Source organism: Deltaproteobacteria bacterium (genome assembly GCA_029210625.1).
Taxonomy (GTDB): Bacteria; Myxococcota; Myxococcia; order SLRQ01; family SLRQ01; genus JARGFU01.
The window spans coordinates 124,526-148,867 of record JARGFU010000002.1 but is presented as its reverse complement, the minus strand read 5'-3'; the positions used below and the strand labels follow the sequence as shown (position 1 = coordinate 148,867).

General features: G+C 66.9%; 19 protein-coding genes. 11 read left to right on the top strand and 8 right to left on the bottom strand.

Going from position 1 to position 24,342, the window contains the following annotated elements:
• Nucleotide 1 precedes the first annotated feature (1 nt).
• Entirely contained in the window at nt 2-1,663 is a 1,662-nt protein-coding gene (locus P1V51_02815) for a hypothetical protein (protein ID MDF1561947.1), read from the bottom strand.
• Nucleotides 1,664-1,727: 64 nt separating this feature from the next.
• Nucleotides 1,728-1,940, bottom strand: coding sequence for a helix-turn-helix domain-containing protein (locus P1V51_02810; protein ID MDF1561946.1), 213 nt, complete (start codon nt 1,938-1,940; stop codon nt 1,728-1,730).
• A gap of 231 nt (nt 1,941-2,171) precedes the next feature.
• On the opposite strand from P1V51_02810, the gene P1V51_02805 reads away from it, so the two are divergent.
• From P1V51_02805 to P1V51_02795, 3 genes are all read left to right on the top strand, one after another.
• Nucleotides 2,172-2,963 (top strand): hypothetical protein, encoded by a 792-nt coding sequence (locus P1V51_02805; GenBank protein MDF1561945.1) that lies wholly within the window; start codon nt 2,172-2,174, stop codon nt 2,961-2,963.
• 73 nt (nt 2,964-3,036) lie between these two features.
• Entirely contained in the window at nt 3,037-4,074 is a 1,038-nt protein-coding gene (locus tag P1V51_02800) for a DUF4062 domain-containing protein (protein MDF1561944.1), read from the top strand.
• Between the two features lie 26 nt (nt 4,075-4,100).
• Nucleotides 4,101-5,615 (top strand): DUF4062 domain-containing protein, encoded by a 1,515-nt coding sequence (locus P1V51_02795; protein ID MDF1561943.1) that lies wholly within the window; start codon nt 4,101-4,103, stop codon nt 5,613-5,615.
• A 351-nt stretch (nt 5,616-5,966) separates the two neighbouring features.
• Here the strand turns inward: P1V51_02795 and P1V51_02790 are convergent, their stop codons facing one another.
• From P1V51_02790 to P1V51_02780, 3 genes are all read right to left on the bottom strand, one after another.
• A complete protein-coding gene (locus tag P1V51_02790) occupies nt 5,967-6,605 on the bottom strand; it encodes a recombinase family protein (GenBank protein ID MDF1561942.1) in 639 nt (212 codons plus the stop codon).
• Between the two features lie 71 nt (nt 6,606-6,676).
• A complete protein-coding gene (locus P1V51_02785; protein MDF1561941.1) occupies nt 6,677-6,853 on the bottom strand; it encodes a hypothetical protein in 177 nt (58 codons plus the stop codon).
• Between the two features lie 181 nt (nt 6,854-7,034).
• Complete coding sequence (locus tag P1V51_02780; protein MDF1561940.1) at nt 7,035-7,688, bottom strand: hypothetical protein; 654 nt, start codon at nt 7,686-7,688, stop codon at nt 7,035-7,037.
• Nucleotides 7,689-7,898: 210 nt separating this feature from the next.
• Here P1V51_02780 and hsdR point away from each other — a divergent pair, with 210 nt between their 5' ends.
• The 5 genes from hsdR (at nt 7,899) to P1V51_02755 (ending at nt 17,983) form a co-directional block, all read left to right on the top strand.
• On the top strand, nt 7,899-11,321 hold the full coding sequence (gene hsdR, locus P1V51_02775) for a type I restriction-modification system endonuclease (GenBank protein ID MDF1561939.1): 3,423 nt from the start codon (nt 7,899-7,901) through the stop codon (nt 11,319-11,321).
• Complete coding sequence (locus P1V51_02770; protein ID MDF1561938.1) at nt 11,318-12,772, top strand: N-6 DNA methylase; 1,455 nt, start codon at nt 11,318-11,320, stop codon at nt 12,770-12,772. The genes hsdR and P1V51_02770 overlap by 4 nt, the downstream gene beginning before the upstream one ends.
• The gene (locus P1V51_02765; GenBank protein MDF1561937.1) at nt 12,769-14,868 is read left to right on the top strand and encodes a restriction endonuclease subunit S; all 2,100 of its coding nucleotides are present in this window, start codon (nt 12,769-12,771) and stop codon (nt 14,866-14,868) included. Before P1V51_02770 ends, P1V51_02765 begins: the two co-directional genes overlap by 4 nt.
• A 78-nt stretch (nt 14,869-14,946) precedes the next feature.
• Nucleotides 14,947-16,587 (top strand): AAA family ATPase, encoded by a 1,641-nt coding sequence (locus tag P1V51_02760; GenBank protein MDF1561936.1) that lies wholly within the window; start codon nt 14,947-14,949, stop codon nt 16,585-16,587.
• 808 nt (nt 16,588-17,395) lie between these two features.
• Complete coding sequence (locus P1V51_02755) at nt 17,396-17,983, top strand: carboxypeptidase-like regulatory domain-containing protein (GenBank protein ID MDF1561935.1); 588 nt, start codon at nt 17,396-17,398, stop codon at nt 17,981-17,983.
• Here the strand turns inward: P1V51_02755 and P1V51_02750 are convergent.
• A complete protein-coding gene (locus P1V51_02750; GenBank protein MDF1561934.1) occupies nt 17,980-18,477 on the bottom strand; it encodes a cupin domain-containing protein in 498 nt (165 codons plus the stop codon). The two genes, P1V51_02755 and P1V51_02750, sit on opposite strands and share 4 nt — an antisense overlap.
• A gap of 58 nt (nt 18,478-18,535) precedes the next feature.
• Between P1V51_02750 and P1V51_02745 the strand changes: the two genes are divergently transcribed.
• The 3 genes from P1V51_02745 (at nt 18,536) to P1V51_02735 (ending at nt 22,545) form a co-directional block, all read left to right on the top strand.
• Nucleotides 18,536-19,177: a hypothetical protein gene (locus tag P1V51_02745; GenBank protein ID MDF1561933.1), complete on the top strand. Its 642-nt coding sequence runs from the start codon at nt 18,536-18,538 to the stop codon at nt 19,175-19,177.
• Between the two features lie 213 nt (nt 19,178-19,390).
• Nucleotides 19,391-21,178, top strand: coding sequence for a hypothetical protein (locus tag P1V51_02740; protein ID MDF1561932.1), 1,788 nt, complete (start codon nt 19,391-19,393; stop codon nt 21,176-21,178).
• Nucleotides 21,179-21,216: 38 nt separating this feature from the next.
• Complete coding sequence (locus P1V51_02735) at nt 21,217-22,545, top strand: sigma-54 dependent transcriptional regulator (protein MDF1561931.1); 1,329 nt, start codon at nt 21,217-21,219, stop codon at nt 22,543-22,545.
• Here P1V51_02735 and P1V51_02730 read toward each other — a convergent pair.
• Together P1V51_02730 and P1V51_02725 are read right to left on the bottom strand one after the other, a co-directional pair.
• Nucleotides 22,518-23,060, bottom strand: a complete 543-nt coding sequence (locus P1V51_02730; GenBank protein MDF1561930.1) for a hypothetical protein — start codon at nt 23,058-23,060, stop codon at nt 22,518-22,520. The two genes, P1V51_02735 and P1V51_02730, sit on opposite strands and share 28 nt — an antisense overlap.
• Nucleotides 23,057-24,340 (bottom strand): sigma-54 dependent transcriptional regulator, encoded by a 1,284-nt coding sequence (locus tag P1V51_02725; GenBank protein MDF1561929.1) that lies wholly within the window; start codon nt 24,338-24,340, stop codon nt 23,057-23,059. The genes P1V51_02730 and P1V51_02725 overlap by 4 nt, the downstream gene beginning before the upstream one ends.
• Nucleotides 24,341-24,342: the final 2 nt, after the last annotated feature.

The window sequence follows — 24,342 nt, the reverse complement described above, 5'->3', positions numbered from 1 at the left end:
TCTAGGCGTCACCGGCCTCCGTGCCGTCGCTCGGCGTCGCCTCGGAGTCGTCCTGGTCGGCCTGCTCCTCGTCCGGCTGCGCCTCCTGCTCCTCACCGGCATCGGTCACCGGCTCGGGCGACTCCGTCGCTTCGGAGCGATTGCTGCCAGGCGCCAGGCGCCAGGCGCGGACCTGGCGGGTGCGCTGACCCTCGACCTCCACGCGGATCCGGTGGCCACCGGTGTGGCCGAGGCCGCGCATCGTCGCGGCGAGCGTAGTGCGCGTGACGTCGTGGTCCTCCTTGACGCCGTCCAACACGATCTTGAGGCTGATGAACTGCTCGCGGTCCTGGCTGTAGATCCGCGAGTCCAAGGCCGTAGGCTCGTCCGAATCAGGCAGGCCGCTGATGAAGTCCTGGACCGCCTCGCGCAAGGCCGCCTCGGTCGAAGCCTCCGGCGGCTGCTCGACGCGCTCGGCATTCTCGAGGACGCTGTTCACCCACTCGGTCCAGGCGTGCCCTTTCTGCAAGGTCGGCACACGGTGGACCGCGTTGATGAAGCGCTCCCGGAACTTCGTCGGAGTGGCGAGCTGCGACGCGTTGACCTCGAAGGTCCGACCCTCGACCTCGAACAGGACGACCACCGGGTCCGACTCGTAGATCGTGACGGCATCGACCTCGACGTCCGCATCGTCCTCCTCGGCGGCGGTGGCGGCCTCCAGAGCACGGGCCACGGTCCGAGCGATGTAGCGATCACCCTTGGCCAAGGCCGCACCGTCGGGCCGACACGCGATGGTCGTCCCGATTGCCAGGGGCTCGGTGATACCGGCCTCGATGAGGTGCAGAGCCAGGCTGAAGTCGTAGCCAGAGCTGGACTCGTCGAGCGGGTTGCCCTGCCGGTCCCGCCCGGTCTTGCCGCGACCACGGAAGAGGTTGCGCAGCTTGTTGTCCTCGACCATGAGCCGGGCGACCTCGGCGGGGAGCTCGTCATCGTATTCCACCGGAGGCGGGGGAGAGCTGGTGTGCTGGGGCCGCTCGGAGGCCATGGGCGCGGTCTCCTCCAGCGCCTCGCGGAACTCCTCGGGATTGAAGTGCTGGTACGACTCGAAAATCTCGATGTGCGTCTCGACGGGGTTGTCCGGATCCTTGCGGTTCACGCTGCCCGGCAGGCGCATGATGCGGGCCGCATCGGCAACGGCGTCGCTGCCCAGGATGCGACGGATCGTCTGGGAGAACGCGACCAGTTCTTCCGGCGACCGAGTCTCGTTGAGAAGCCAGTAGGCGTGGAGGCCGTGACCAGAGTGCACACGGGCGACAGGATGGTAGGGAACTTGGTGCAGACGCACACGCGCCTCCTCCTCGCCACCCTCGTACTTGTCGAAGTCGAGGTCGGCCCACACCACACGGCCGGGCAGGGCGTGCTCGGCGCGACTCTGGTTGGTACCACCGCGAGGCAGGACGCCGAAGAAGATCCCGGCGCCGGCGCTCTCGGCCATCGCGGTGAGCGCGGGCAGGTCCTCTACCAGGTCTTCCGCGCTGTCGAACCAGCGGCGGTGGACAACCGCACCTGCGGAGTCACCGAGGATGCGCACCTCGATGACTCCGTCGAGGTCCTCGAAGAGGGCATCCAGGAATGCGAGGGGCTGCACGTTCGTGCAGGCAGTGCTATTGTTCGAAACAGACATACGTTCCTCCATGTGAGGGTTCACGGCGCTCGGATCGCACCCGGGCGCCGTTTGTTTTGGCGAGCTAGCGCGACGCGCCGGACCGCCGGAACTGCTCCTTGGCCACCAGGGCCTCGGCAGCGGACTTCGTGAACCAGGCCCGGCCACGGGCATGGATCGGCTGAATCTGACCAGCCCGGACGCGCCGCCACAGTGTGGCAAGGGAGATCCCTGCGGCTGCGGCGACCTCCTCGGGCGTCATCCAGGTGTTAGGATCGGGCAAGTGGCTGCGAATCATGAGTCGCACCTCCTGCCTATGCCTCGGGACCGTGGAACAAATTCAAAGACTGGTCGCGGCGGCGCCAGGAAAGGAGCCGGGCGGAAGCGCAAGCCAGCAACTTCTGGCCAGTTCCTCTCGGCGTACATCCTTCGCCGTGAGGCGTACCGAAGACGGGCTGACGGGCGACGGTTGCAGCTGTCCAAGGAGGACGCAGTCCGGCTTGGCGTCTATTTGAAGTTGCCTGGGTGGGTGAAGCAGATCCTCGGCCCTCTGCTCAGGTCAAAGGGCTGGTCGTGGGTGTGGAACAAGCTCCGGCAGGAGAGCGGTGCCGAAGGGCTCCTTCGCGCACTGGGTGTGGCCTCGGAGGCTCTCGCGGGTGCAGATCTGGTTGACGTCGGCGCGCCCTTTGACGGGCCGACCGATCGTCGCGGCGAGGTCGAGTCGATCTTCGCGGAGCAACAGTTGCTCGGGGCAGAGGCCGAGGTTTGCCGGCGAGTGTCGCGCAGCGTCCAGAAGAAGACCGCAAGAGTGGATGGCCTTCGCGAGTCAGAACTTGAGGCGGAGCGCCTGGCCGCAACTGCAGAGGCCATGGGTGCCTCGGGCGAAATAGAGGTTGTGCAAGAGGGAGCGGGCGGGAGGGTGCTTGCGGCGTTGCGAGTCGCGGCAGAGGCGTACAGTCGTGCGAAACAGGCCTCTATCCGGCGCGCGAGCGTTGCCGAGGTCGCAGGCAACGAGCTTGAAGACAGTGGAGAGACCGTAGGCCGATTGCTGCGAGGCGATTTCGATCCACTTGGTTTTTCGGCCACTTGCGAAACGGGTTGGAGGCCACCAGGCGAACCCGAGTCGCCACGGTCTGCCGCCGCGGAGCCATACGAATACCTGTGCGAGATATGCGAGCGACTCGCGCCTCCCGACAGAAAGGCGATCCTACGCCACCGTCTTCAGAGACTGGACGGTCGAGAAGTTATCGTCTGTGTGCACCAGGAGGAGTTGATTCTGCGACTGCTTTCGGAGAGGCTCGGTTCCGACGGGCGGAAATGACAACTGCGAGCGTCTGCGCGCCGGGCGGACGTGCCTTGCTTGCTTACGGCGCATCTATGGAGAAACTCACCCCGTGACAAAGCCGAGGATCTTCCTGAGTTCGACTTGCTTCGATTTGTCAGAGGTTCGAGATGTGGTTCGGCGCCATCTAGAAGATCTCGGGATGGATGTTGTGGCCTCCGATCACCCGGGATTTGGTGTGGCTCCGGTTTCACATTCCCACAACGCATGCCTCGATGAGGTTGACCGGTCCGACTACCTAGTCTTGATCATCGGTGGCCGAAGGGGCGGCACCTATATTGGGAACGAGAACTCAATTACGAACGAGGAGTACACGAGAGCAGCTAGACGGAGAATTCCAATATTCACCTTCGTAAAAAAAGAAGTTCAAACAGCAAAGAAGATCTACCGCGACAGCGCAAAGGCAAACGTGTCGAGCATGGTTGAGGATGTGCGGGTCTTTGATTTCATTGACCTTGTGCATTCTGCCTCCGAGTCGAACTGGATATGGCCGTTCGAGAACGGAGGAGATGTTTGCCATGAACTTACTGCCCAGTTTGCGCATATTGTATATCTCTTCTCGGAGGGAATCGTCAGAGCCAAGAACCCGTCGGGAGGCTCTAGCGAAGAGATGGGCGATGTCATTCCTTTTCCAGGAAAGCTCCTGTCGCTTCCAGATGAGATCAAGGCTGAGCCGAAGGAAGAGGCGTGGGTCACTGAGGGCTTGAAGAAGTTGCATGGGCTGCTCTCTCGGATCATTGAGTCAGAAGCAACAAGCAAGCAGGAGCTAGTGAAGGCGCTTTGGGTGTTTGGTCGCTACGGCGCACTGAACGGGGAGCGCGTCGAAATGGATGAAGAAACGCTAAAGATGTGGGCGTGGAGCAGGGGCCGTGGGACTAGGGTATTCAAACGGCTCGCGTCATTTGGCGTTGTTGGAGGATATGAGGCCGACGAATACTCTGAAGTTGTTTTGGCTTGGATCGGGTTTGAGGACGACGACGATGGGGCGATCGCTGGAGCGTTGGCGATGTATGCCTCCTCATTGGCGGCGCGGCACGGGAAAGAGGGATTGAAGCTATTTCAGGCTGCCGACATGGTCCTCTACGCCTAGGGCACGTACCGGGAGGTTGGGAACGGATGCAAGTGATCAAGGTCTTCATCGCCTCACCGGGCGATCTGCATTCAGAGAGGCGGGCAGCAAAGCGGGCGGTGCGTCGCATCAACGAGCTCCTGGCGACCGCAAATGATGTGCTGTTCGAGCCGATTGGGTGGGAAGATCTACCTGCTGGCACGGCAGAGCGAACCCAGGAGTTGATCAACCCGGCCGTGGAGCAAGCCGATGTCTTTATCGGTCTAATGGGGCGTCGGTTTGGAACACCAAACGGAGTAGCGGCATCGGGAACGGCCGAGGAGTATGGGATTGCGAAGGAGAGGTTTGACGGTGGGGGAGGGCCGGCAATCAAGCTCTACTTCAAGCGGCTTCCAAACAGCGAGGTCGAAGACCCAGACGAGCAGCTCGCGGCTGTGCTTGAGTTTCGTGCTTCTGTGTCCGGCACTAGCCTATTTCAGGAGTTCACCAGCGCGAGGAATCTCGGGGAACGAATCGAGAATGACCTGGCTTCGCTTATTCACTCCGGTGAGGTGCACAAGCTGCTGCAGGGGCAGGGCACGTCGTTTTCGGCCATTCCAGAGGCCGGCGATGCGCTGCTATACGCGATGCTGAATGGCGGCGTTGTAGGGCTCGGTGAGCTTGCCGAGAATTTGTCGTCTGAAAAGGAAGAAGTAGACGCCACGGCAGAAGAACTGGCGCGGAGAGGTCTGCTAGATCTATCAGGCGGCTCCGCGAGTCTTGCCGAAACCGAACTGGCGTTTCTCACGATTTGTGACCGAATGCTAAGTGCGGGAAAGGAGAAGCCTCTCCTTCTATCTGACTACTTCGCGCGCGGTACCGAGCGCCATCTCATGAACTTAGTGAGCGCCCACTTTCATTGCGACCCTGATGAAAAGTTGGGGCGGCTTTTCAGGCGCCTTGCTAGGGTGTCTCCGCGCGCCGCAAACCACCTGCTGTTCGAGGAGGAGGCGCGGTCTATCTATAGGGCCGCGAATGCGCATGGTTCGGAAATTGGGCAAATGGAGATGGCCAGGAGACACAACAGTCAGCACCTCCTTCATCAGGTGCTGCTGATGTACGGGCTCGATATCGACGAGGGGAGTGACCTTCATGTTGTAGACGGCATGGAGATCGAGCTGGTCGCTTACGGGGTTAAGGTGGCCGCAGTAAGGATGGAACAACCGCTATTCACGGCGGAGTCCGTTGCCCCGATATTTCGAGTTACGGCGGGTGAGAGCATCGAGCGTGGAAAGCTGGTCGCTGGCGGGATGGATCTTCGCATCTACTATTCCTGTCTGTTGTTCCGCGCTGGCGAATTTCAGATGGTAGACAGCGAGGTGAGGGCGATCCTCGCAGCGGATCTCACCCCGAAGCAGCGTGCAGCTGTCCTTAACCTGAAGGCGCTTCGGCACAGGATGGATGGGCGTCTTGGAGAGGCGCGGGAGTTGTTGCAACAGGCGCATGATCTAGACGGGACGATGGAGGAAGTGACGTCGAACCTGGCGATGATCGAAGACGAGATCGGATTGGAGAGGCCGTAGGGGAGCCCACCTAGGTTGCCGACTGCAGAGTGTGCGCAATGCGGAAGTATTGACTCGCGGTTTCCTGTGGCTAGTCTGTCGTTGGAGGCGGTCTGCTGTGAACGAGGAGGGACGGCCCAACCGGCCTCGGTCGGGAGGGGCGGCCCGCCCGGTGGACAGGTCCCGGCCATAGCTAGGCTGAGGAAGAGGGTTCGACTCCCTCGCGGGCCGTCTCCTCTATTCTTGCCCAATGGAGTGGGCGGCAAATCGGAAGTATCCCGACAGGGCCAGGCGGCCGCTCCTTGGTACCCGTAGCGCTCTCGTAGGCGCCATCCACTGGGGTCAGCCGCAGTCGCATTCCCGCCAGGGGGTCTATTGCGCCTGCGCGACGGCCTGGACCTCTCGGACACGGCGCCGGATGGCATCGCGCGAGACCCCGGCCTCGGCGGCGGCCTTGCGCACCGAGGTGTGCCCGGCGACGACCTGGTCGATCAACTCGGCGTCTACGTCCTTGGGTCGGCGGCCGAGGCGGACGCCACGGCGCCGGGCAGCATCGAGACCGGCGCGGGTGCGCTCCGAGATCCTCCGGCGCTCCTGCTGGGCCACCCACCCGAAGACGGCGAGCAGGAGGTCGCGCACGGGCGAGTCGGTGTCCGCCCAAGGTTCTCGCAGCGAGGCGAAGCGGACGTTGCTACGGTCAAGCTCCTCGATGCTGGTGAGGGTCTCGGCGACGCCGCCTCTGGCCCAGCGATCCATTGCCCAGACAAGGACCGCGCCAAACTTGCGGCGCCTGGCATCCTCGCGGAGGTCTTCCCAGGCGGGCCGTGCCTTCGCTGCGCTTCGGCGCTCGCGGTAGATGTGAGTGATGCGCCAGCGGCGGCGGAATGCCTCGTGCCGAAGCTCGCGCAGCTGGTGTGAGAGCTTCTGTTCGCCCGTACTCACCCGTAGGTACACGGCGCAGACGCGCTGCGCTTCGTCACGCGGGACGTTGAAGGGGACCGGGCGAGGCATGACGGAGGAGAAGGGGCCGGGGGCTGCAGCTGGCGATGAAGCCTGGCGCCCCCGGCCCCCCGAGGGCGCAACTACTCGCCCTCGTTGTTCGTGGGGATCGGGTGCAGGACGGCAGCCGCCTGGGCGAGGCGTTCGGCCTCCAGGCGGGCGGCCTCGCAGGCGTCGCCGGGCGTGGTCTCGCAGGAGGCGACACGCTCCTGGCTGTAGTTCATCAGATCCGCGTAGATCTCTTCGAGGGTCTTGGGCATGGGTTTCCTTTCGATCGAGAGGTACCTCCATGGTCGGCTGCAGATCTGGATCGGTCCAGCGATCTGGCCACTAACTGACAAGACCCCCGGCAGCCACCTGTCGGATGAGTGGCAGTCACCCCCCTTAGGGGGGGTGACTGAGCCCCTGCCGGACGGCTGTCGCGACAGGCTTGGCGGCAGGTCAGCTGCCTGGCATCAAGTAGCTCCCGTGGCAGCCGCTGCAAACGGCCACCTTCGCGGGCACGACCAGGCCCCGACCGCACTGGCACGGCCCCAGAGGATGAGACCCAGCCCGTCTGGTCGAGGCAGCGGCCCGAACCGCCTCCAGGTCGCGCCGCACATCGGCCACAGCGCTCGCCAGGGCCCGCAGCTGCGCGGCCTGCCCGGCCACGTCGTCCTCGACTTCCGCCAGGCGCACCTCGGCTCCCAACACCGGCAACTCCCGCGCGGTCATACGGACCCAGGCGTCCTGCAGGGCCTCAGCGGTCTCTGGTGTGATCTCCAGCGCGATCACAACCTCGACTGGCGGTGCTCCGTCCTGGAAGAGCCTGAAGGCCCGGGCGGCTAGGTCACCGGCCACGGGTGCTGGCTGTGGCTCGAGGGTCGGGCTGGGCGGCGAGAGCACCTCGGGCTCGTCGTCGTCGTCTTCCTCGTCGGGCTCGGCGAAGTCAAAGCCGCGCTCGTCGGCTAGCTCACGCAGGTCGTCGAGGTCGAAGTGGTGTCGGCCGCTGTCATCGACCTCGGACTCGATGTCGCCATCTGCCTGTAGGCGGCGAAGCTTGGACACGGAGATGCCGAGCAGGTCGGCGGCCTCGGAACGCGAGTGCATGCTCATGCCCTGAGGATGAGGGGCGGGCCACATATCACCAAGGTGGTGGCCGACTAACTGACGGCAGGCTGCCCGCTCATGGTCCTGGCACCTCGCCTCTGTCCTGAACTGACATTCGGCCGCGATCGAGCGCGTTGGTGGGGTTTCCCCCCGGGCTTTTGACGAATACCTTGGGTCTTCGGGCTGACGATCCACACGCGGGAATCGGGGAGCATCATGGCGGGGCAGGGCGGCAAAGCACCGGGGACCGGAGCGAAGGCGTCGCCGAACTTCGGCCATCTTGCGGCCGTCGATCCGCTGCTCGCCGAGCTAGGAGCCCGTGCTGAGCGCTACGTCTTCGAGGACCCTGGCGTCGCCCTGATCAAGCTTCGGCAACTCGGCGAGGTGCTCGCTCGTGAGGCCGCAGCACGCACAGGCATCTACACGTCGTCGGAGGAGGCGCAGATCGACCTCCTGCGACGGCTGCGAGACTCCGGCGTGACAGACCATGAGGTCGGCGACCTCTTCCACTCGCTGCGAAAGGCCGGGAATCGGGCCGTGCACGACGTCGAGGGCACACAGCGGGAGGCTCTGCACCAGCTACGCCTGGCCTGGCGCCTCGGCGTGTGGTTCCAGCGGGCGTTCAAGAGCAAGGCCTTCAAGTCGGGGCCCTTCGTGCCGCCGCCCGACCCGGTCCAGGCCGGAAACGCACTGAAGGCCGAGCTTGCCGAGATGCGCCAGCGCGAGGTCGAGCAGCAGGCGAAGCTCGCGAAGTTGAAGGCGACGGCTGCGCAGGAGGCGAAGCTGCGAGTCGAGGCCGAGGAGCGCGCCCGGTTTGCCTATGAAGAGGCCGCCGCCGCCCTTGAGCTTGCGGGCGAGGCCGAGGGGCGGGCCACGGCGATGCACGCCGAGCACGCGCAGCAGATGGAGGCCCTCCAGGCCGAGACCGCCGCTGCCCCCAGGGCGACGGTGCAGGCGGCCATCCAGCAGGCCCAGGAGGCCGCTGACGACCTCGATCTCGATGAGTCCGAGACCCGGCTGCTCATCGACGAGCAGCTGCGAGAGGCAGGCTGGGAGGCCGACACCGTCGCACTTGCCTACAAGGCAGGCGCCCGCCCGGCGAAGGGTCGCAACATGGCGATTGCCGAGTGGCCGACGGCCTCCGGTCCCGCCGACTACGTGCTTTTCGTGGGCCTGACCCCCGTGGCTGTGGTCGAGGCCAAGCGCAAGCGCAAGGACGTGGCGGGCGCCATCGAGCAGGCGAAGCGCTACAGCCGCGACTACAAGGCCACCGAGGAGCATGTGCCCGAGGGCTCGCCCTGGGGCGACTACGTCATCCCCTTCCTCTTCGCCACGAACGGACGGCCTTTCCTCCGGCAACTCAAGACGAAGAGCGGGATCTGGTACCTCGATGCCCGGCGCTCCACGAACCATCCTCGCCCACTCGAAGGCTGGTACACGCCGCAGGGTCTCATCGACCTGCTCGGCCAGGACCACGGGAAGGCCGACGACAAGCTGAAGACCGAGCCCTCCGACTACCTGCCGCTCCGCGACTACCAGCACGACGCCCTGGCGAGCGTCGAGCAGGCCATCGCGAAGGGCCAGCAGGACATGCTGGTCGCGATGGCAACCGGCACGGGCAAGACCCGGACGGCGCTCTGCCTCATCTACCGGCTGCTGAAGGCCGGGCGCTTCCGCCGCGTGCTCTTCCTCGTGGATCGTTCGGCCCTCGGGGAGCAGGCCGAGAATGCCTTCAAGGACGTGCGCCTGGAGAACCTCCAGAGCCTCACCGAGATCTACGACGTGAAGGGGCTGGGTGACCTGAAGCCCGAGCCCGACACCCGTCTCCACGTCGCCACCGTGCAGGGCATGGTGAAGCGGCTGATGTACGCCTCGGACGACGCTGAGGCAGTGCCGGTGGACTGGTACGACTGCATCGTCGTGGACGAGTGCCACCGGGGCTACAACCTCGACCGGGAGATGTCGGACTCGGAGATCGAGTTCCGCTCGGAGGCCGAGTACATCAGCAAGTACCGCAGGGTGCTCGACCACTTCGACTCGATCCGCATCGGGCTCACCGCCACGCCAGCCCTGCACACGACCGAGATCTTCGGCAAGCCCATCTTCGAGTACGGCTACCGGCAGGCGGTGATCGATGGCTACCTCGTGGACCACGAGCCGCCCATCCGCATCGTCACGAAGCTCGGCCAGGAGGGCATCCACTGGAAGACCGGTGAGGAGGTCGGCGTCTACAACACGGCCTCGGGCCAGCTGCAGATGTTCAACACCCCCGATGAGATCGACATCGAGGTCGAGGGCTTCAACACGAAGGTCGTCACCGAGAGCTTCAACCGGGTCGTCTGCGAGGTCCTGGCCGAGCAGATCGACCCGTCGCTCGACGGAAAGACCATGATCTTCTGCGCTACAGACGCCCACGCGGACATGGTGGTGGACCTGCTCAAGGAGGCCTTCACCGAGGCCTACGGCGAGGTCGAGGACGACGCGGTACAGAAGATCACCGGGGCGGCGGACAAGCCCCTGGACAAGATCCGCCGCTACAAGAACGAGCGGCTGCCCAAGGTCGCCGTGACCGTGGACCTCCTGACCACCGGCATCGACGTCCCCGAGATCACGAACCTCGTGTTCATCCGGCGGGTGAAGAGCCGCATTCTCTACGAGCAGATGATGGGGCGAGCGACCCGGCTGTGCCCCGACATCGGCAAGGAGGTCTTCCGCATCTACGACGCCGTGGACCTGTATTCGGCGCTGGAGCCCTACACCTCGATGAAGCCGGTGGTGACCCGTCCGCACATCACCTTCGAGCAGCTGGTCGAGGAGCTGGTGACGGTCGAGGACGAGGGGCACAAGAAGGGCGTGATCGACGAGATCACCGCCAAGCTCCAGGCCAAGAAGGGCCGCATCAAGGGCAAGCACCTGGAGTCCTTCGAGACGCTGGCGGGCGCCGATCCGGCGGAGGTGAGCAAGCTGCTCCAGACCGGCGATGTGGCCGAGGTCGTGGCCTTTTTCGAGGAGCACCAAGGTGTCGCGGCCTTCCTCGACAAGTTCAAGACCAGCAGCGGACGGAACGTCCTCTACTCCGACCACGATGACGAGCTGATCGAGACGGGGCGAGGCTACGGCGAAGGCAACGCGAAGCCGGAGGACTACCTCGATGGCTTCCGGGCCTACATCGAGGAGAACGCGAACGCCATCGAGGCGCTGAAGGTCGTCACCCAGCGGCCTCGCGACCTCACCCGGCAGCAGCTGCGCGAGCTGAAGCTCAAGCTCGACGAGGCTGGCTACAGCGAGACGAAGCTGCGGACAGCGTACTCACAGGTGAAGAACCAAGACATCGCGGCTTCGATCATCGGCTTCATCCGGCAGCAGGCCATTGGCTCACCTCTGGTGCCCTACGAGCAGCGGGTGGACCGGGCCCTGCAGAAGATCATGGCGATGCAGCAGTGGACGCCGCCACAGAAGAAGTGGCTGGAACGCATCGGCAAGCAACTGAAGGTCGAGACCATCGTGGACCGTGAGGCCCTCGACCGGGGCCAGTTCAAGGCCCAGGGCGGCTTCGCCCGCATGAACAAGGTGTTCGGAGGAAAACTCGAGCAGCTGCTCGGCGACCTCCAGGAAGAAGTTTGGAAAGACGCAGCATGACCAACACGCACGACATCGTCGCGAAGCTCTGGAATCTCTGCCATGTGCTGCGCGACGACGGCATCACCTACCACGAGTACGTCACCGAACTGACCTACCTGCTCTTCCTCAAGATGGCCCAGGAGACGGGCACCGAGAAGAGCCTGCCCAAGGGCTGGCGTTGGAGTGACCTGATCTCGAAGGACGGCACCGAGCAGCTGACCTTCTACCGTGAGCTGCTCATCCACCTGGGCACGGAGGTGAGCGGCAAGATCCAGGCGATCTACGCGAACGCCAACACCTCCCTGCGCCAGCCGCGAAACCTCGCCAAGCTCGTCAGCAGCATCGACTCTCTCGACTGGTACAGCGCCCGCCAGGAGGGCCTCGGCGACCTCTACGAGGGTCTGCTGGAAAAAAACGCGAACGAGAAGAAGTCCGGGGCGGGCCAGTACTTCACGCCCCGGCCGCTCATCGAGGCGATGGTGGACATCATCAAGCCCCAGGCGAGCGAGAGAGTCTCGGACCCGGCGGCCGGAACCCTGGGCTTCATCATCGCCGCCGACCGGCACGTCAAGGCGGCCACGGACGATCTCTTCGACCTCTCGGAGGCCGAGCAGGTCTTCCAGCGCAAGGAGGCTTACTACGCCATCGAGCTAGTCCCCGACACGCAGCGTCTCGCGCTGATGAACGCGCTGCTGCACGACATCGACTGCGACATCCTGCTCGGGGACTCGCTCTCTCCCCTCGGCTCCGGCGTACCGAGGTCGGACGTCATCCTGACGAACCCTCCCTTTGGCACCAAGAAGGGCGGCGGCAAGCCCACCCGGGACGACTTCACCTTCCCGACCAGCAACAAACAGCTGGCATTCCTGCAGCACATCTATCGGAACCTGAAGCCGGGCGGCCGGGCCGCCGTGGTGCTTCCGGACAACGTGCTCTTCGAGGACAAGACCGGCCAGCAGATCCGCTCGGACCTGATGGACAAGTGCAACCTGCACACGATCCTGCGGCTACCGACCGGCATCTTCTACGCCCAGGGTGTGAAGACCAACGTGCTCTTCCTTCAGCGGGGCGAGAAGAAGGACACCGGCAACACCAAGGCGGTGTGGATCTACGACCTGCGCGCGAACATGCCCTCCTTCGGCAAGCGCACGCCCTTCACGAGGGAGCACCTGCAGCCCTTCGTCGATGCCTACGGCAAGGACCCGAATGGCGGCTCGAAGCGCAAAGACGAGGGCGAGGAAGGGCGCTTCCGGAAGTTCGACCGGGAGTTCATCGCCAAGCGCGGCGACAATCTCGATATCACCTGGCTGCGGGACGAGTCGGTAGATCGGGCCGAGGACCTGCCCGAGCCCGACGAGGTCGCCGCCGAGATCCTCGTGCACCTGCAGACCGCGACCGAGGAGATGCAGGCGCTCATGGAGATGCTCGATCCGAATGGGAATGGAGTCACGGCTGAGGTCGCTGAATGAGCGATGAGCACCACTCTCTACCTGGGTCGTGGAACTGGGCAGCATTCGCGGATGTGGCGGCGGTGGAGTCCGATCTGGTTGATCCTTCCGGCCATCCGGAGAAGCCGCATATTGCGCCGAACCACATCGAGTCGGGCACTGGCAGGCTTTTGCCCTACCGAACGGTTGCTGAGGATGGCGTAACCAGCCCGAAGCACAGGTTTCACGCCGGGCAGATCCTCTACTCGAAGATCCGGCCCTATCTGGCCAAGGCGGTCCTGGCGAACTTCGAGGGTCTGTGCAGCGCCGACATGTACCCGGTTAGGGGCTACATCGAAGCGGTGTTTCTCCATCAGTGGTTGATTTCGTCAATGTTCACCGCCCAGGTCTCAAGGAGCCAGGGCCGTACAGTCCTGCCGAAGATTAATCAGAAGGCGCTCGCAACGAAGTTGGTGCCAGTCGCCCCCCTCAACGAGCAGAAGCGCATCGTCGCCAAGATCGAGTCCCTACAGATTCGCTCCGAGGCCGCCAAAGAGGCACTCGACGCCATCCCGCCGCTGCTGGAGAAATTCCGCCAGTCGGTCCTGGCCGCAGCCTTTCGCGGCGACCTGACGAAGGCCTGGCGCGCCCAGAACCCCGACGTCGAGCCTGCCTCCGAGCTGCTCAAGCGCATCCGCACCGAGCGCCGCACCCGCTGGATCGAAGACGCCGCCGAGAAGGCCCGCGCCAAGGCCGAAGCCAAGGCAAGGAGCGCCCGGAAGCCCTGGTCCGATGATGACGATTCGGCCGTGCTGGAGAAGGAACGAGCCAAGGCAGCCAAGAAGTACCGGGAGCCGGAGCCCGTCGATAGAGAGGGGCTGCCTGAGCTGCCGGACGGGTGGTGCTGGGCAAGCGTTGAGGAGACCAGCGATTTCGTGACTGACGGTGAACACGCCACCCCGAAGCGAACCGGAAGCGGCGTGTTTCTGCTCTCCGCCAGGAATGTCCGAAACGGGCACTTGAGCCTCGCGAAAGTAGATTACATCTCGCAGGAGACTCATCGCCTCCTTTCGAAGCGTCTAAGGGTTCAGAAAGGCGACGTTCTTCTTTCCTGTTCGGGCACTGTGGGTAGATCCTGCACCGTCGACGAAGGTCTACGGTTCTCGCTCGTTCGGAGCGTTGCTGTAGTTCGACCGGTTCTCGTTGATGACCACTTCGAGTCGCTGGCTTTTCGGGCACCGGTGCTCCAATCGCAGATGGACCGAGCGAAGACTCAGACGGCGCAGAGCAACCTCTTCCAGGGAAAGATCAAGCGTCTCGCGATGCCTTTGGCTCCAATCGCCGAACAGCGAGTGCTCGTCACGAAACTCAACGACATGCTTGAGTTCATTGAGATAGCAGAAGAGCGATCTGCCTCTCTCAATAGGGACTTGGAAAACCTCCAGCAGGCGACTCTCGCTAAGGCCTTCCGTGGTGAACTCGTCCCCCAGGACCCGAACGACGAGCCCGCCAGCGTGCTGCTGGAACGAATCAGGGCCGAGCGAGAGGCGCAGGCGCCGAAGAAGAATGCTCGGCGCAAGCGCAACTCGAAGGCCGAGCCACGAGCCGAGCCTTTCGCCGACCAGCCGAAGAAGGGCAAGGCTACTGCGAGGCGGAAGCCCAAGACATCGAAGGCGCCTGAGCAGGCGCCTGAGGAGCTGACCCAGGCCGCAGCGATGGCGCTCATCCGAAAGATCGCGACCCGCGCAGGGCATGAGCGGGACGATCTGCTGCGGGACCTGGCCAATGCGCTCGGCTACCTGCGCCTGGGCAAGAACATCAAGAAGGCCCTATCCGGCCACGTTCGTGCCGCCGTCCGTCGAGGAATCCTGGAGAGCGAAGACGGCGTCTACTTCCTGTCGGCGGCCCGGCTGTCGGACATGGAGCCAGAGGTGCTGCGGAAAGCCATCGGCTCGGCGATGTCCAAGGGGCGCCTCTACGAGCGCGAAGAGGTCTTCCGCCTGGTGGTCGAGCACCTCGGCTTCGCTCGGCTTTCGCAACCGTCGCAGAAGGCTCTCAAGAGTGCACTCAACTCCGCCATTCGTCGTGGCGAGGTCGAAAGGTTTGATGCACGGAGAGTGCGAAATGGGAGGCAGTAGCTCACCCAGTTGGCCGCAGCCGAATTGCCGCCCTTGAAGGATTTCGTTGGGACCTAGGGCTGGTCGTGGAGGAGACGAATGAGGGTCCGCAAGATCATTTTTGACAACTACCGGTGCTACCGGGAGAGGCAGGAGATCGAGCTTTCTGCGGGTTTGACGCAGATCCTCGGCGAAAACAACGCTGGAAAATCATCTATCATCGCGGCTCTGCAGGCGGCTACGAGGACCAGCCAATACCTGCCTCCACAGGCGGAGCGATTCCGTCCAGACCGAGAAGCAGAGGTTCTGGTGGAGATCGAGTTCGACGAAGAGGATGACAGCACGATCCGCATGGAGATGTGGAGGCAGGTTGCGGCGGTGGAGCGCAAGTCTGGCCGGCCGTTGGCCGAGGAGATTAGCTCAAAGTTCTCGGGGATGTTCTGTGGTGAAGCCGTCTTCCCGCCCAAGACCAATGAGTCGGAGATCAGGATACGCCATAGTGACGGGTACCACGTATACTTGGGTCGAACGGCCATCCGGTTCAACGGGGGAGAAGCGGTTGCAGATACCGTACACCTCGCGAAGGCCTTTCGTCGGACGGATTCTGCTGAGGACCTGAGGGCCTCCAGTGGGGCCTTCGCTCTGGGTCAAGATCCTCGACAGTGGCTGAACGGTGTTCTCATGAACGCGTTTGTGGTGCTGGGGGAGATCCGAAAACGCCCCGAAACGGTGGCTGTTGACGATGGGAAAGGTGTACGGGATGCCCTCGACGGGGGCGCCCTGGCCACCCTTCTGTACAACCTTGCAAATGGTTTGCGCCCAGGGCGACAGCGCCTAGAAGCGGTGGAGAAAGAGTTCTCGCACTTCTTTCCCGATCTGCAGTTTGAAACCATGGGGTCACAGGGGACCCCTGCCCAGCTGATGTTCTATCGGGCTGGCAGCGAAACGCCGATTCCTCACCAGAGAATCGGCATGGGCGTGGTCGAGGTGCTGACGATTCTGGCCAACCTGGCACACCATGAAGGGAAAGTGCTGGTGCTTGAGGAGCCTGGTTTGCACCTGCATCCGCAGGCACAGCGTCGCTTGCGTCGCACCATCAGGGATGCAGCGGAGCGGAACCAAGTGCTTCTAATAACGCACGATCCTGGGTTGATAGAGGAATCCAGTTTGCGCTTCCTGTATCGAATCGCTCCAAGCGTCGAGGGGTCCAGCATTTGCCGAGCCCTAGTGCCGGAGACGCCTGGGGAGCAAGTCATGTTCGAGCGTCGCTTCGCCGATCCTCGCTACCGAGAACTTCCGTTTGCGCGCGCGGCTCTTCTGGTAGAGGGCCCAACAGAGACAGCTTTCCTCTGCGGTATCGCCCCTAGAATCGGCATGGACCTGGATGCCGCAGGTGTGAGCGTGATCGATGTGTCTGGGCAGTCGAACTACGCTCCGTGGATCAGGTTTCTGGAGGGCCTCCAAATCCCCTACCTCTGTCAGCGCGACCAAGAAGGAGGCGGCGCTCCGCAGCAGTACCTGGACCGATTCAGGTACTGGGGAGCGGAGTTTGAGGAGTTGATGGTGTCAGCAGGTCAGCGCGAACTGATGGAGTCGATCCAGGCGGAGGTCGGAGAGGGCAGCAAGCCTCGAATGGCAGCTGTCCTTGCAGAGAGGATCGACGAGCAAGCGATTCCGGAAATAGCCCGCGAGATACTCAGAGAGGTCTGTGACCTGGCAGCGGGGGGGCGCGAGCCCTAGTGGTAGGGGAGCAACTTCTTCTGCTGGAGCCCTGAGGTCGTCTACCCTCCGTCTACCGTCCAGGTCCTGTTGGTGGACCGCCGACAGCCAACCGGGCTCCGAAGGCGTGCAGCACGCCTCCTAGCGCTCCACAGGCCCCTCGCCGGACGTCTTCCCGTCCTCCACCTCCCCCAGACCGCCAGGCTGCCCCAGGACGGCCAGCAGCTCCCTGACCTCCCGCAGGCTGGCGTCGAGGGAGGCCAGGGCCTCTGGCAGGCGCTGACGGGCTCGGCGACGGCGCTTGGTGTGGTGGGTCTGGCGGCAGGCCGTGCAGCAAAACCTGGCGCCCTGGCGGGGTCGTCCCGCCTTGGTGAGGGGGAGGGGAGCCTGGCAGCGGTGGCAGGTGTGGGCTGGCGTGTCACTCGTCACTTGCGCCCTCCCCCGCTCTTCCGCCTCACGGTACCGTCTGTGCCGGTTGCCTGTGCCGGGGGCTCACCAGAACCCCCTGCATTCCCGTGCAATCTCCTGCATCGTTCGGCACACTCAGGACAGCAATTCCAAGACGTTGCACCACTGGAACCGGACTTCGGATCCGAGGGTCGGGGGTTCGAGTCCCTCCGGGCGCGCAGATGTACTTCCAGGATCGACGGGTTCCCAGGCATCTCCCTCGGCATCGGGACTCGCTCCGCATGGAAAGGCGGCTTCTCCGCCCTCTGCCGGTAGGCGGCGCTTCGCGCCGTGCGGAGTCGAACCCTCCGGGCGCGCGACAGGCCCCTCTGAATCGCGCATGCAGCTTGCCTGCAAGACACGCTCGTGGCGGACTCGGGGGGTGATCCGGGTCTTGACCAGCGCGGTGCTGCTCCTTCTCCTCGCGGTCTCGGCGACGGGCTGCTGCATCTGCCCCATGCAGGTGCGGACCTCGATGGGACTGCATGGCTCCGTGCTGGACGCCCGCTCGGGGGAGCCGATCGAGGGGGTCGTGGTGGAGGAGACCGCCTGGTCCGGGGGCCGGGCGCTGCGCAGCGACGCCGAGGGGCGCTTCGACACGCCGCCGACCTACGAGCGCCAGTGGGTGCACGTGCTCATCGCCGAGCACTTCCCGCCGATGAAGACCCTGCGCTTCCACCACCCGGCGTACGCGCTGCGCTCGGTGGTCTGCTCCCACCATCCCCGCGACTGGCCCCCTGGCGCGCCTCCTCCCGACCGGGACAGGATGGACTTCGGCCGGGTCGCCCTGGCGCCGCTCGAGGAGAGCCTCGAGGGGGCCGCGCCCCTGCCGGGCCACTGCTTCGACGAGCCCGAGCCGGAGGAGCCGGTGCGGCCTTTGAGCGCCGAGCCCCTGCTCCAGCCCGGTCCACCCGCCCCCGGGCCGGTCGAGCGGTGGACCCGGGACGTGGAGAGCTTCGAGTCCCCCTAGGGAGTCGGAGGCGCCTGCTGGCTGATGGGCACGGCCTTCCAGGGGCCGAGGCCGGTGATCTGCAGGACGCAGTCGCCGTCGATCCAGACGGTGTGGATGGCGTGGCGCTTGTTCACGTAGTAGTCGCCGGGGCCGAACTCGGTGGCGTCCTCGCGGGTGGCGCCCTCGCCGAAGGCGACGTAGGCCTTGCCCTCGAGGATGGTCACCCGCTCGTCCTTGGGGTGCCAGTGGGCGGGGACGACGGCGGTGTTGCTGCCGTCACCACGGAAGCGGGCGGTGAAGAGGCCCTCGCCCCGGGGGTCGCCCTCGAGGACGGCCATGCCGCAGCCCTCGGGCAGGCCCGGAGGGCAGGGCTTCCAGGCGATGTCCCCGGCGTGGATGGCGTGCTGCACCTGACCTTCGGCGAAGTGCATCACCCCGATCTGCGGCGCGGCGCAGCCGGCGAGGAGGGAGAGAGAGGACGCGAGGACGAGGACCGCAGGGGGGGTTCGCATCCGCCTCACGCAAAGCCCGCGCCCCCGGCCCCGCAAGCGCTGGGGTAGCCTGGCAGAGGTGACGCCTCGCCCCTTGCGCCTGATGATCTTCGACCGCACCTGCCGCGGCCGGCCGGGGCTGCCCGGCCTCTCCCACACCTGGTCGGCGGGCGGCCGGCTCTACGGTGGCCTCGCCCGCCTCGACGCCTGGAGGGGGATCGAGAGCTGGGAGGAGGGCCTGCGCTTCCTGGCGACCCACGAAGCGGAGCGGCCCCTCGCCGAGATCCAGTTCTGGGGGCACGGCCGCTGGGGCGACGCCCGGGTGGGGAGCGAGCTCCTCGATCGCGGCAGCCTCGCGGCGGGGCACCGCCTGCGCCCGCACCTCGAGGCGGTGCGCGAGCGCCTCACCGGGGACGCCCTCTGGTGGTTCCGCACCTGCGAGACCTTCGGCGCCCTCCCCGGCCAGGACTTCGCCCGCGCCTTCACCGACTTCTTCGGCGGCCGCGCCGCGGGCCACACCTTCGTCATCCACCTCTGGCAGAGCGGGCTCCACGGCCTGCGCGCCGGTGAGGCCCCGCACTGGTCCCCCACCGAGGGGCTGGCCGAGGGCGATCCCGGCAACCCCCGCCGGGCGAAGGTCTCGGCGCCCTGGCAGCCCCGGACGATCTCCTGCTTCGCCGGCACGATCCCGGAGGGATGGTTCACCGGCCCGGGGGACTGACTCCGTCCCGAGGATTCGCGTAGGTTGGAGAGGTGCTGCTCCCCCTCGCTCTCGCTGCCTGCCTGATCCTCGCGGCCGGAGGCTGCGAGGGCTGGCAGGAGGAAGTGCGCCCGCCCGACGCGGGCGCCGAGGACGGCGGCCTCCCCGACGGCGGTGATCCCGACGGGGGGAGCGACGGTGGCGAGCCGGACGGCGGGGGCGGCGCCGGGGCACATGGACTCGCTGCTCCCCGCCGAGCTCACCTGGGGGGCCCTGCCACAGGCGGAGGGCGCGACGGCGAGCTACACCGCCGGGGCCTGCTCCAACTACTGCCACGGCCAGACCCTGAGCGCGGGCGGCAGCGAGACCACCCCCACCTGGACCACGGTGGACGGCAGCCAGGCGGCCTGCGGCACCTGCCACGCGGTCCCGCCCTCCCTCCCCCACCCGGCCCGCAGCGACTGCGAGAGCTGCCACCCCACGATGGGCGCCGGCGTGGGCTTCACCGAGCCGGCCCGGCACGTGGACGGCGCGCTGGATCTGCTCCCCCTGGCCTGCGACGCCTGCCACGGCTCGGCGCTGAACGCCGCCCCCGACCTCGGCGCCCACCAGAGCCACCTCGCCGCCAGCCCCTGGCACCGGCAGGGGCAGTGCCCGGACTGCCACGTGGTCCCCGCCGCCCTCTCCGATCCCGGCCACGCCGACACCCTGCCCCCCGCCGAGCTGACCTGGGGCGCGCTGCCCGGCGCCGACGGCGCGACGCCCACCCACTCCGCCGGCACCTGCACCAACTACTGCCACGGCCAGACCCTCCTCCCCGGAGGCAGCCTCACGACCCCGCGCTGGTCGACCGTGGACGGATCGCAGGCCGCCTGCGGCACCTGCCACGGCCTGCCCCCCACCGGCGGCGTCCACCCGGCGGTGGCGTCCGACGACTGCTCGGGCTGCCACCCCTTCACCGGGACCATCCCCGACGATCCCGCACGCCACGTCGACGGCGTCGTCGATCTCGCCTTCAGCTGCACGGCCTGCCACGGCTCGGCGGCAAGCGCCGCGCCCCCCGCCGACACCCTGGGCAACCTCCTGCCCGGCGCCACCGGGGTGGGCGCCCACCAGAGCCACCTCGCGGGGGACAGCACCTGGCACCGGGCGGTGGTCTGCGCCGACTGCCACCTCGTGCCCTCGACGCCGACCGAGGCGGGTCACGACGACACGCCGCTGCCGGCCGAGCTCACCTGGGGCGCGGTGGCCACCGCCGACGGGGCGGCGGCGCAGTGGAGCGGTGGGACCTGCCAGACCTACTGCCACGGCCAGACCCTCCTTCCGGGCGGGAGCCTCACCACCCCCACCTGGACCACCGTCGACGGCAGCCAGGCTGCCTGCGGCACCTGCCACGGCCTGCCCCCCGCCTTCCCCCACGTGCGGCGGGCCGACTGCGAGAGCTGCCACCCGGACGCCGCTCCCGGCCTCACCTTCTCGGCGCCGGCCCAGCACATCGACGGCGTGGTGCAGCGCGTGCCGCTCCAGTGCAACACCTGCCACGGCTCGCCGAGCAACATCGCGCCGCCGATGGACACCTCCGGCAACGCCCTCACCACCGCGACCGGGGTCGGCGCGCACCAGCGCCACGGCGCCCCCACCAACTGGCGGGCGAACATCCCCTGCGACGCCTGCCACGTGCTGCCCACAGCCGAGGGCGACCCGGGCCACATGGACACCGACCTGCCCGCGGAGCTGACCTGGGGTCCGCTGGCGAACGCGGACGGGGCCGTCCCCGCCTGGGATGGCGCCACCTGCTCCAACTACTGCCACGGCCAGACCCTGATCCCCGGGGGCACCGTGCCGACGCCGATCTGGACCCAGGTCGACGGCAGCCAGGACGTCTGCGGCGCCTGCCACGCGGTGCCCCCCGGCGGGGTCCACCCGGTGGTCCCGGGCACCGACTGCTCGGGCTGCCACCCCTTCACGGGCTTCCTCCCCGACGATCCGGCCACCCACATCAACGGCGTGGTCGACTTCTAGGGCGGCGTTCCTAGGGTGGGGGCAGAGGAGGTCTCCTCGTGCCCTCACCCATCCGGCTCCTCATCGTCGACGACGACCCGCGCCTCTCCCACTCCCTCTCTGCCTGGTTCACGGACGAAGGCTACGAGGTCTCCACCGCCGCCGACGGCGAGGAGGCCCTGGAGCGGGTGCTCGCCGACGGCGCCGACGTCCTGCTGGTGGACATCAAGATGCCGCGGATGGACGGACTCGAGCTCCAGCGCCGGCTGGCGCGAGAGCGGCCCGCGGCGACGGTGATCATCATGACCGCCTTCGGGGAGGTCGGCACCGCGGTGCGGGCGATGAAGGAGGGCGCCTACGACTACATCGTCAAGCCCTTCGAGCCCGAGGCGATGTCCCGGCTCGTCCGCAAGGCGGCGGAGCGGCAGGGGCTGCGCCGGGAGAACCGGCAGCTGAAGGAGCGGCTGGAGGCCGAGGCGCCGACCCTGGTCACGGCGGGCGTGGGGCCGATGGCCGAGGTGCTCGAGCAGATCGCTCTCGTCGCCCCGACCACGGCCAGCGTGCTCGTCACCGGGGAGAGCGGCACGGGCAAGGAGCTGGTGGCCCGGCGGATCGTCGCGGCCAGCGAGCGCGCCTTCGCCCCCCTGATCGTGGTGAACTGCGGCGCGCTGGCCGAGGGCGTGCTCGAGAGCGAGCTCTTCGGCCACGAGAAGGGCGCCTTCACCGGCGCCGGCCACCAGCGCAAGGGCCGCCTGGAGGAGGCGCACCGGGGCACCCTCTTCCTCGACGAGATCGGCGACGTGCCGCCGAAGGTGCAGATCGACCTGCTGCGGGTGCTCGAGGAGCACCAGCTGCGGCGGGTGGGCGGCAACCAGGAGGTCGAGGTCGACTTCCGCCTGCTCTGCGCCACCCACCGGGACCTCGAGGCGATGGTGGAGGAGGGCAGCTTCCGCCAGGACCTCTACTTCCGGATCGACGTCTTCCGCATCCGGCTCCCCCCGCTGCGTGATCGGCCGGGCGACGTCGCCCTCCTCGCGGGGCACTTCCTCGAGCGCTTCTCGCGGCAGATGAGCCGCCGCGCCGAGGGCTTCAGCGACGAGGCGCTCGCGCTGCTCTGCTCCCACCGCTGGCCGGGGAACGTCCGCGAGCTGCAGAACGTCATCGAGCGGGCCGTGGTGCTCTGCCCCGAGGGGAGGATCGAGGCCCGGCATCTCCCCTTCGGCGAGGACCACCGGGACCTCACCCTCGCCGGGATCGAGGCGGCCCACCTCGAGCGCGTGCTCGCCGGCTGCGGGAACGTCACCCAGGCCGCCCGGATCCTCGGCATCGATCGCACCACCCTCTACGCGAAGATGAAGCGCTACGGGCTGCGACGTGGCGAGCCCTGAGGCTCCCCCGGCCGCAGGCCGGCCAGGCAGCTCGGGCAGTAGCGCGGGCTCTTCAGATCCATCAGCTCGGGGGTGAGCGAGGCGTGCATCGCGCAAGCCGGGACGGGGCAGTGCACCAGCCCCCGGGCGTGGCCGGCCTCGTGGACGACCTCGACCAGCATCCGGCGCCGCAGGAGCTTCTCCCGCCGCCGGCCCTCCCGGGCGCCGGGATCGAGGCGGGCGATCGAGACGACGGCCCGCGCCCCGTCGAGGGGGGCGAGCCCGCAGACGTGGGCCATGACCGGCAGGAAGAGGTCCTGGTGGGTCAGGGCGACCAGCACCCCCGCCCGCGAGGGAGGGAGGGCCTCGAGGAGCTGGCCGGCGTCCACCTGCCCCCGCCCGGGATCGAGGAAGTCGTCGGGCACCAGCCGGGAGGGGACGATCTTGCCCGCCACCCAGGGGGGCGGCAGGCGCGCGAGCACCTCCTCGGCGGCCTCCCGGGGAACGCGCCCGATGAGGGTGAGGTCGATCCTCACCGCTGCGCGATGCCGTGATGGTGAAGCTTCTCGAGCAGCGCGGGCAGCTCCAGCCCCAGCTCCCGCGCGGCCCGATCCACGTCGTGCCCGCAGAGCAGCATCACGCGGCGCAGGTGCCGCGCCTCCGCCGTGGCGAGGCGCAGGTCCCGGGTGGCGAGGGGATCGGCGAGCTGCAGGTGCTCGGCCTTCAGCTCGGCGCCCTCGCAGCGGAGCACCGCGGCCTCGATGACCTGCTGCAGCTCTCGGACGTTGCCCGGCCAGGAGTGGTGGAGCAGGAGCTCGAGGGCGGCCTCGCTGATCCTCTCGACGGGCCGGGCGCGCCCCTCTCCGAGCCCGGCGAGGAAGTGCCGGGCCAGGAGGGGCAGGTCCTCCGGCCGCTCGCGCAGGGGCGGCAGGTCCACGGTGAAGACGGCCGCCCGCAGGAAGAGATCCCGCCGGAAGCGCCCGGACGCGACCTCGAGCTCGAGGTCGCCCTCGGTGGCGCTGATCAGCCGCAGCTCGGAAGGAGCCTCCCGCGCCGCCTCGAGGCGGCGCAGGAGCTCGATCTGGATCCGCGGCATCATCCGGTCGAGGGAGGCGAGGTAGAGGGTCCCCTCTCGCGCCAGCTCCATCCCGCCCTGCCGCCCCTCGCCGTCACCGAAGAGATCACAGCCGACGTCGGTCGCCGAGACCGAGGAGCAGTCCACGGTGACGAAGGGGCCGAAGCGCCGGGGGCTGTGGGCGTGGATCCGCCGGGCCAGCAGCCGCCGGCCGGTGCCGCTCTCCCCCCGCAGGAGGATCGAGGCCCGGGAGCCGGCGACCCGCTCGAGCTGCTCGAGCACCTGCGCCATCTCCCCGCCCTCGGCCGCGATCACCGGGGGCAAGGCGGCCTCGAGGCGCTCCTCCACCGCACGCGCCGCGGTCGGCGTGGCGTAGCGAGCCGCCGCCTTGGCCACCAGGCGCGAGAGCTGCTCGGGATCGAAGGGCTTGAGGATGTAGTCGTAGGCCCCCTCCTTGAGCGCCTGCACGGCGCTGTCCACCGAGCCGAAGGCGGTCATCAGCACGACCGTCGCGTTCGGCAGCACCTCCAGGACGCGGGTGAGGAAGGTGAGGCCGTCCATCTGCGGCATCTTGAAGTCGACCAGGATGATCTGCGGCTGCTCCCGGGCGGCGACCTCGAGGCCCTCGAGCCCCGAGCGCGCCGTGCTCACGGCGTAGCCCTCCTCCAGGAACCAGCCCTCCAGGGAGATGCAGACGTGCGCCTCGTCATCGACGACCAGCAGCCGGATCGGATCTTCCATGG

Bases quoted from the DNA above. Each gene is read 5' to 3' on its own strand.
- P1V51_02815 (MDF1561947.1), bottom strand. From the start codon at position 1,663: ATGTCTGTTTCGAACAATAGCACTGCCTGCACGAACGTGCAGCCCCTC.
- P1V51_02810 (MDF1561946.1), bottom strand. From the start codon at position 1,940: ATGATTCGCAGCCACTTGCCCGATCCTAACACCTGGATGACGCCCGAG.
- P1V51_02795 (MDF1561943.1), top strand. From the start codon at position 4,101: ATGCAAGTGATCAAGGTCTTCATCGCCTCACCGGGCGATCTGCATTCA.
- P1V51_02790 (MDF1561942.1), bottom strand. From the start codon at position 6,605: ATGCCTCGCCCGGTCCCCTTCAACGTCCCGCGTGACGAAGCGCAGCGC.
- P1V51_02785 (MDF1561941.1), bottom strand. From the start codon at position 6,853: ATGCCCAAGACCCTCGAAGAGATCTACGCGGATCTGATGAACTACAGC.
- P1V51_02780 (MDF1561940.1), bottom strand. From the start codon at position 7,688: ATGAGCATGCACTCGCGTTCCGAGGCCGCCGACCTGCTCGGCATCTCC.
- hsdR (MDF1561939.1), top strand. From the start codon at position 7,899: ATGGCGGGGCAGGGCGGCAAAGCACCGGGGACCGGAGCGAAGGCGTCG.
- P1V51_02770 (MDF1561938.1), top strand. From the start codon at position 11,318: ATGACCAACACGCACGACATCGTCGCGAAGCTCTGGAATCTCTGCCAT.
- P1V51_02765 (MDF1561937.1), top strand. From the start codon at position 12,769: ATGAGCGATGAGCACCACTCTCTACCTGGGTCGTGGAACTGGGCAGCA.
- P1V51_02760 (MDF1561936.1), top strand. From the start codon at position 14,947: ATGAGGGTCCGCAAGATCATTTTTGACAACTACCGGTGCTACCGGGAG.
- P1V51_02750 (MDF1561934.1), bottom strand. From the start codon at position 18,477: ATGCGAACCCCCCCTGCGGTCCTCGTCCTCGCGTCCTCTCTCTCCCTC.
- P1V51_02740 (MDF1561932.1), top strand. From the start codon at position 19,391: ATGGACTCGCTGCTCCCCGCCGAGCTCACCTGGGGGGCCCTGCCACAG.
- P1V51_02725 (MDF1561929.1), bottom strand. From the start codon at position 24,340: ATGGAAGATCCGATCCGGCTGCTGGTCGTCGATGACGAGGCGCACGTC.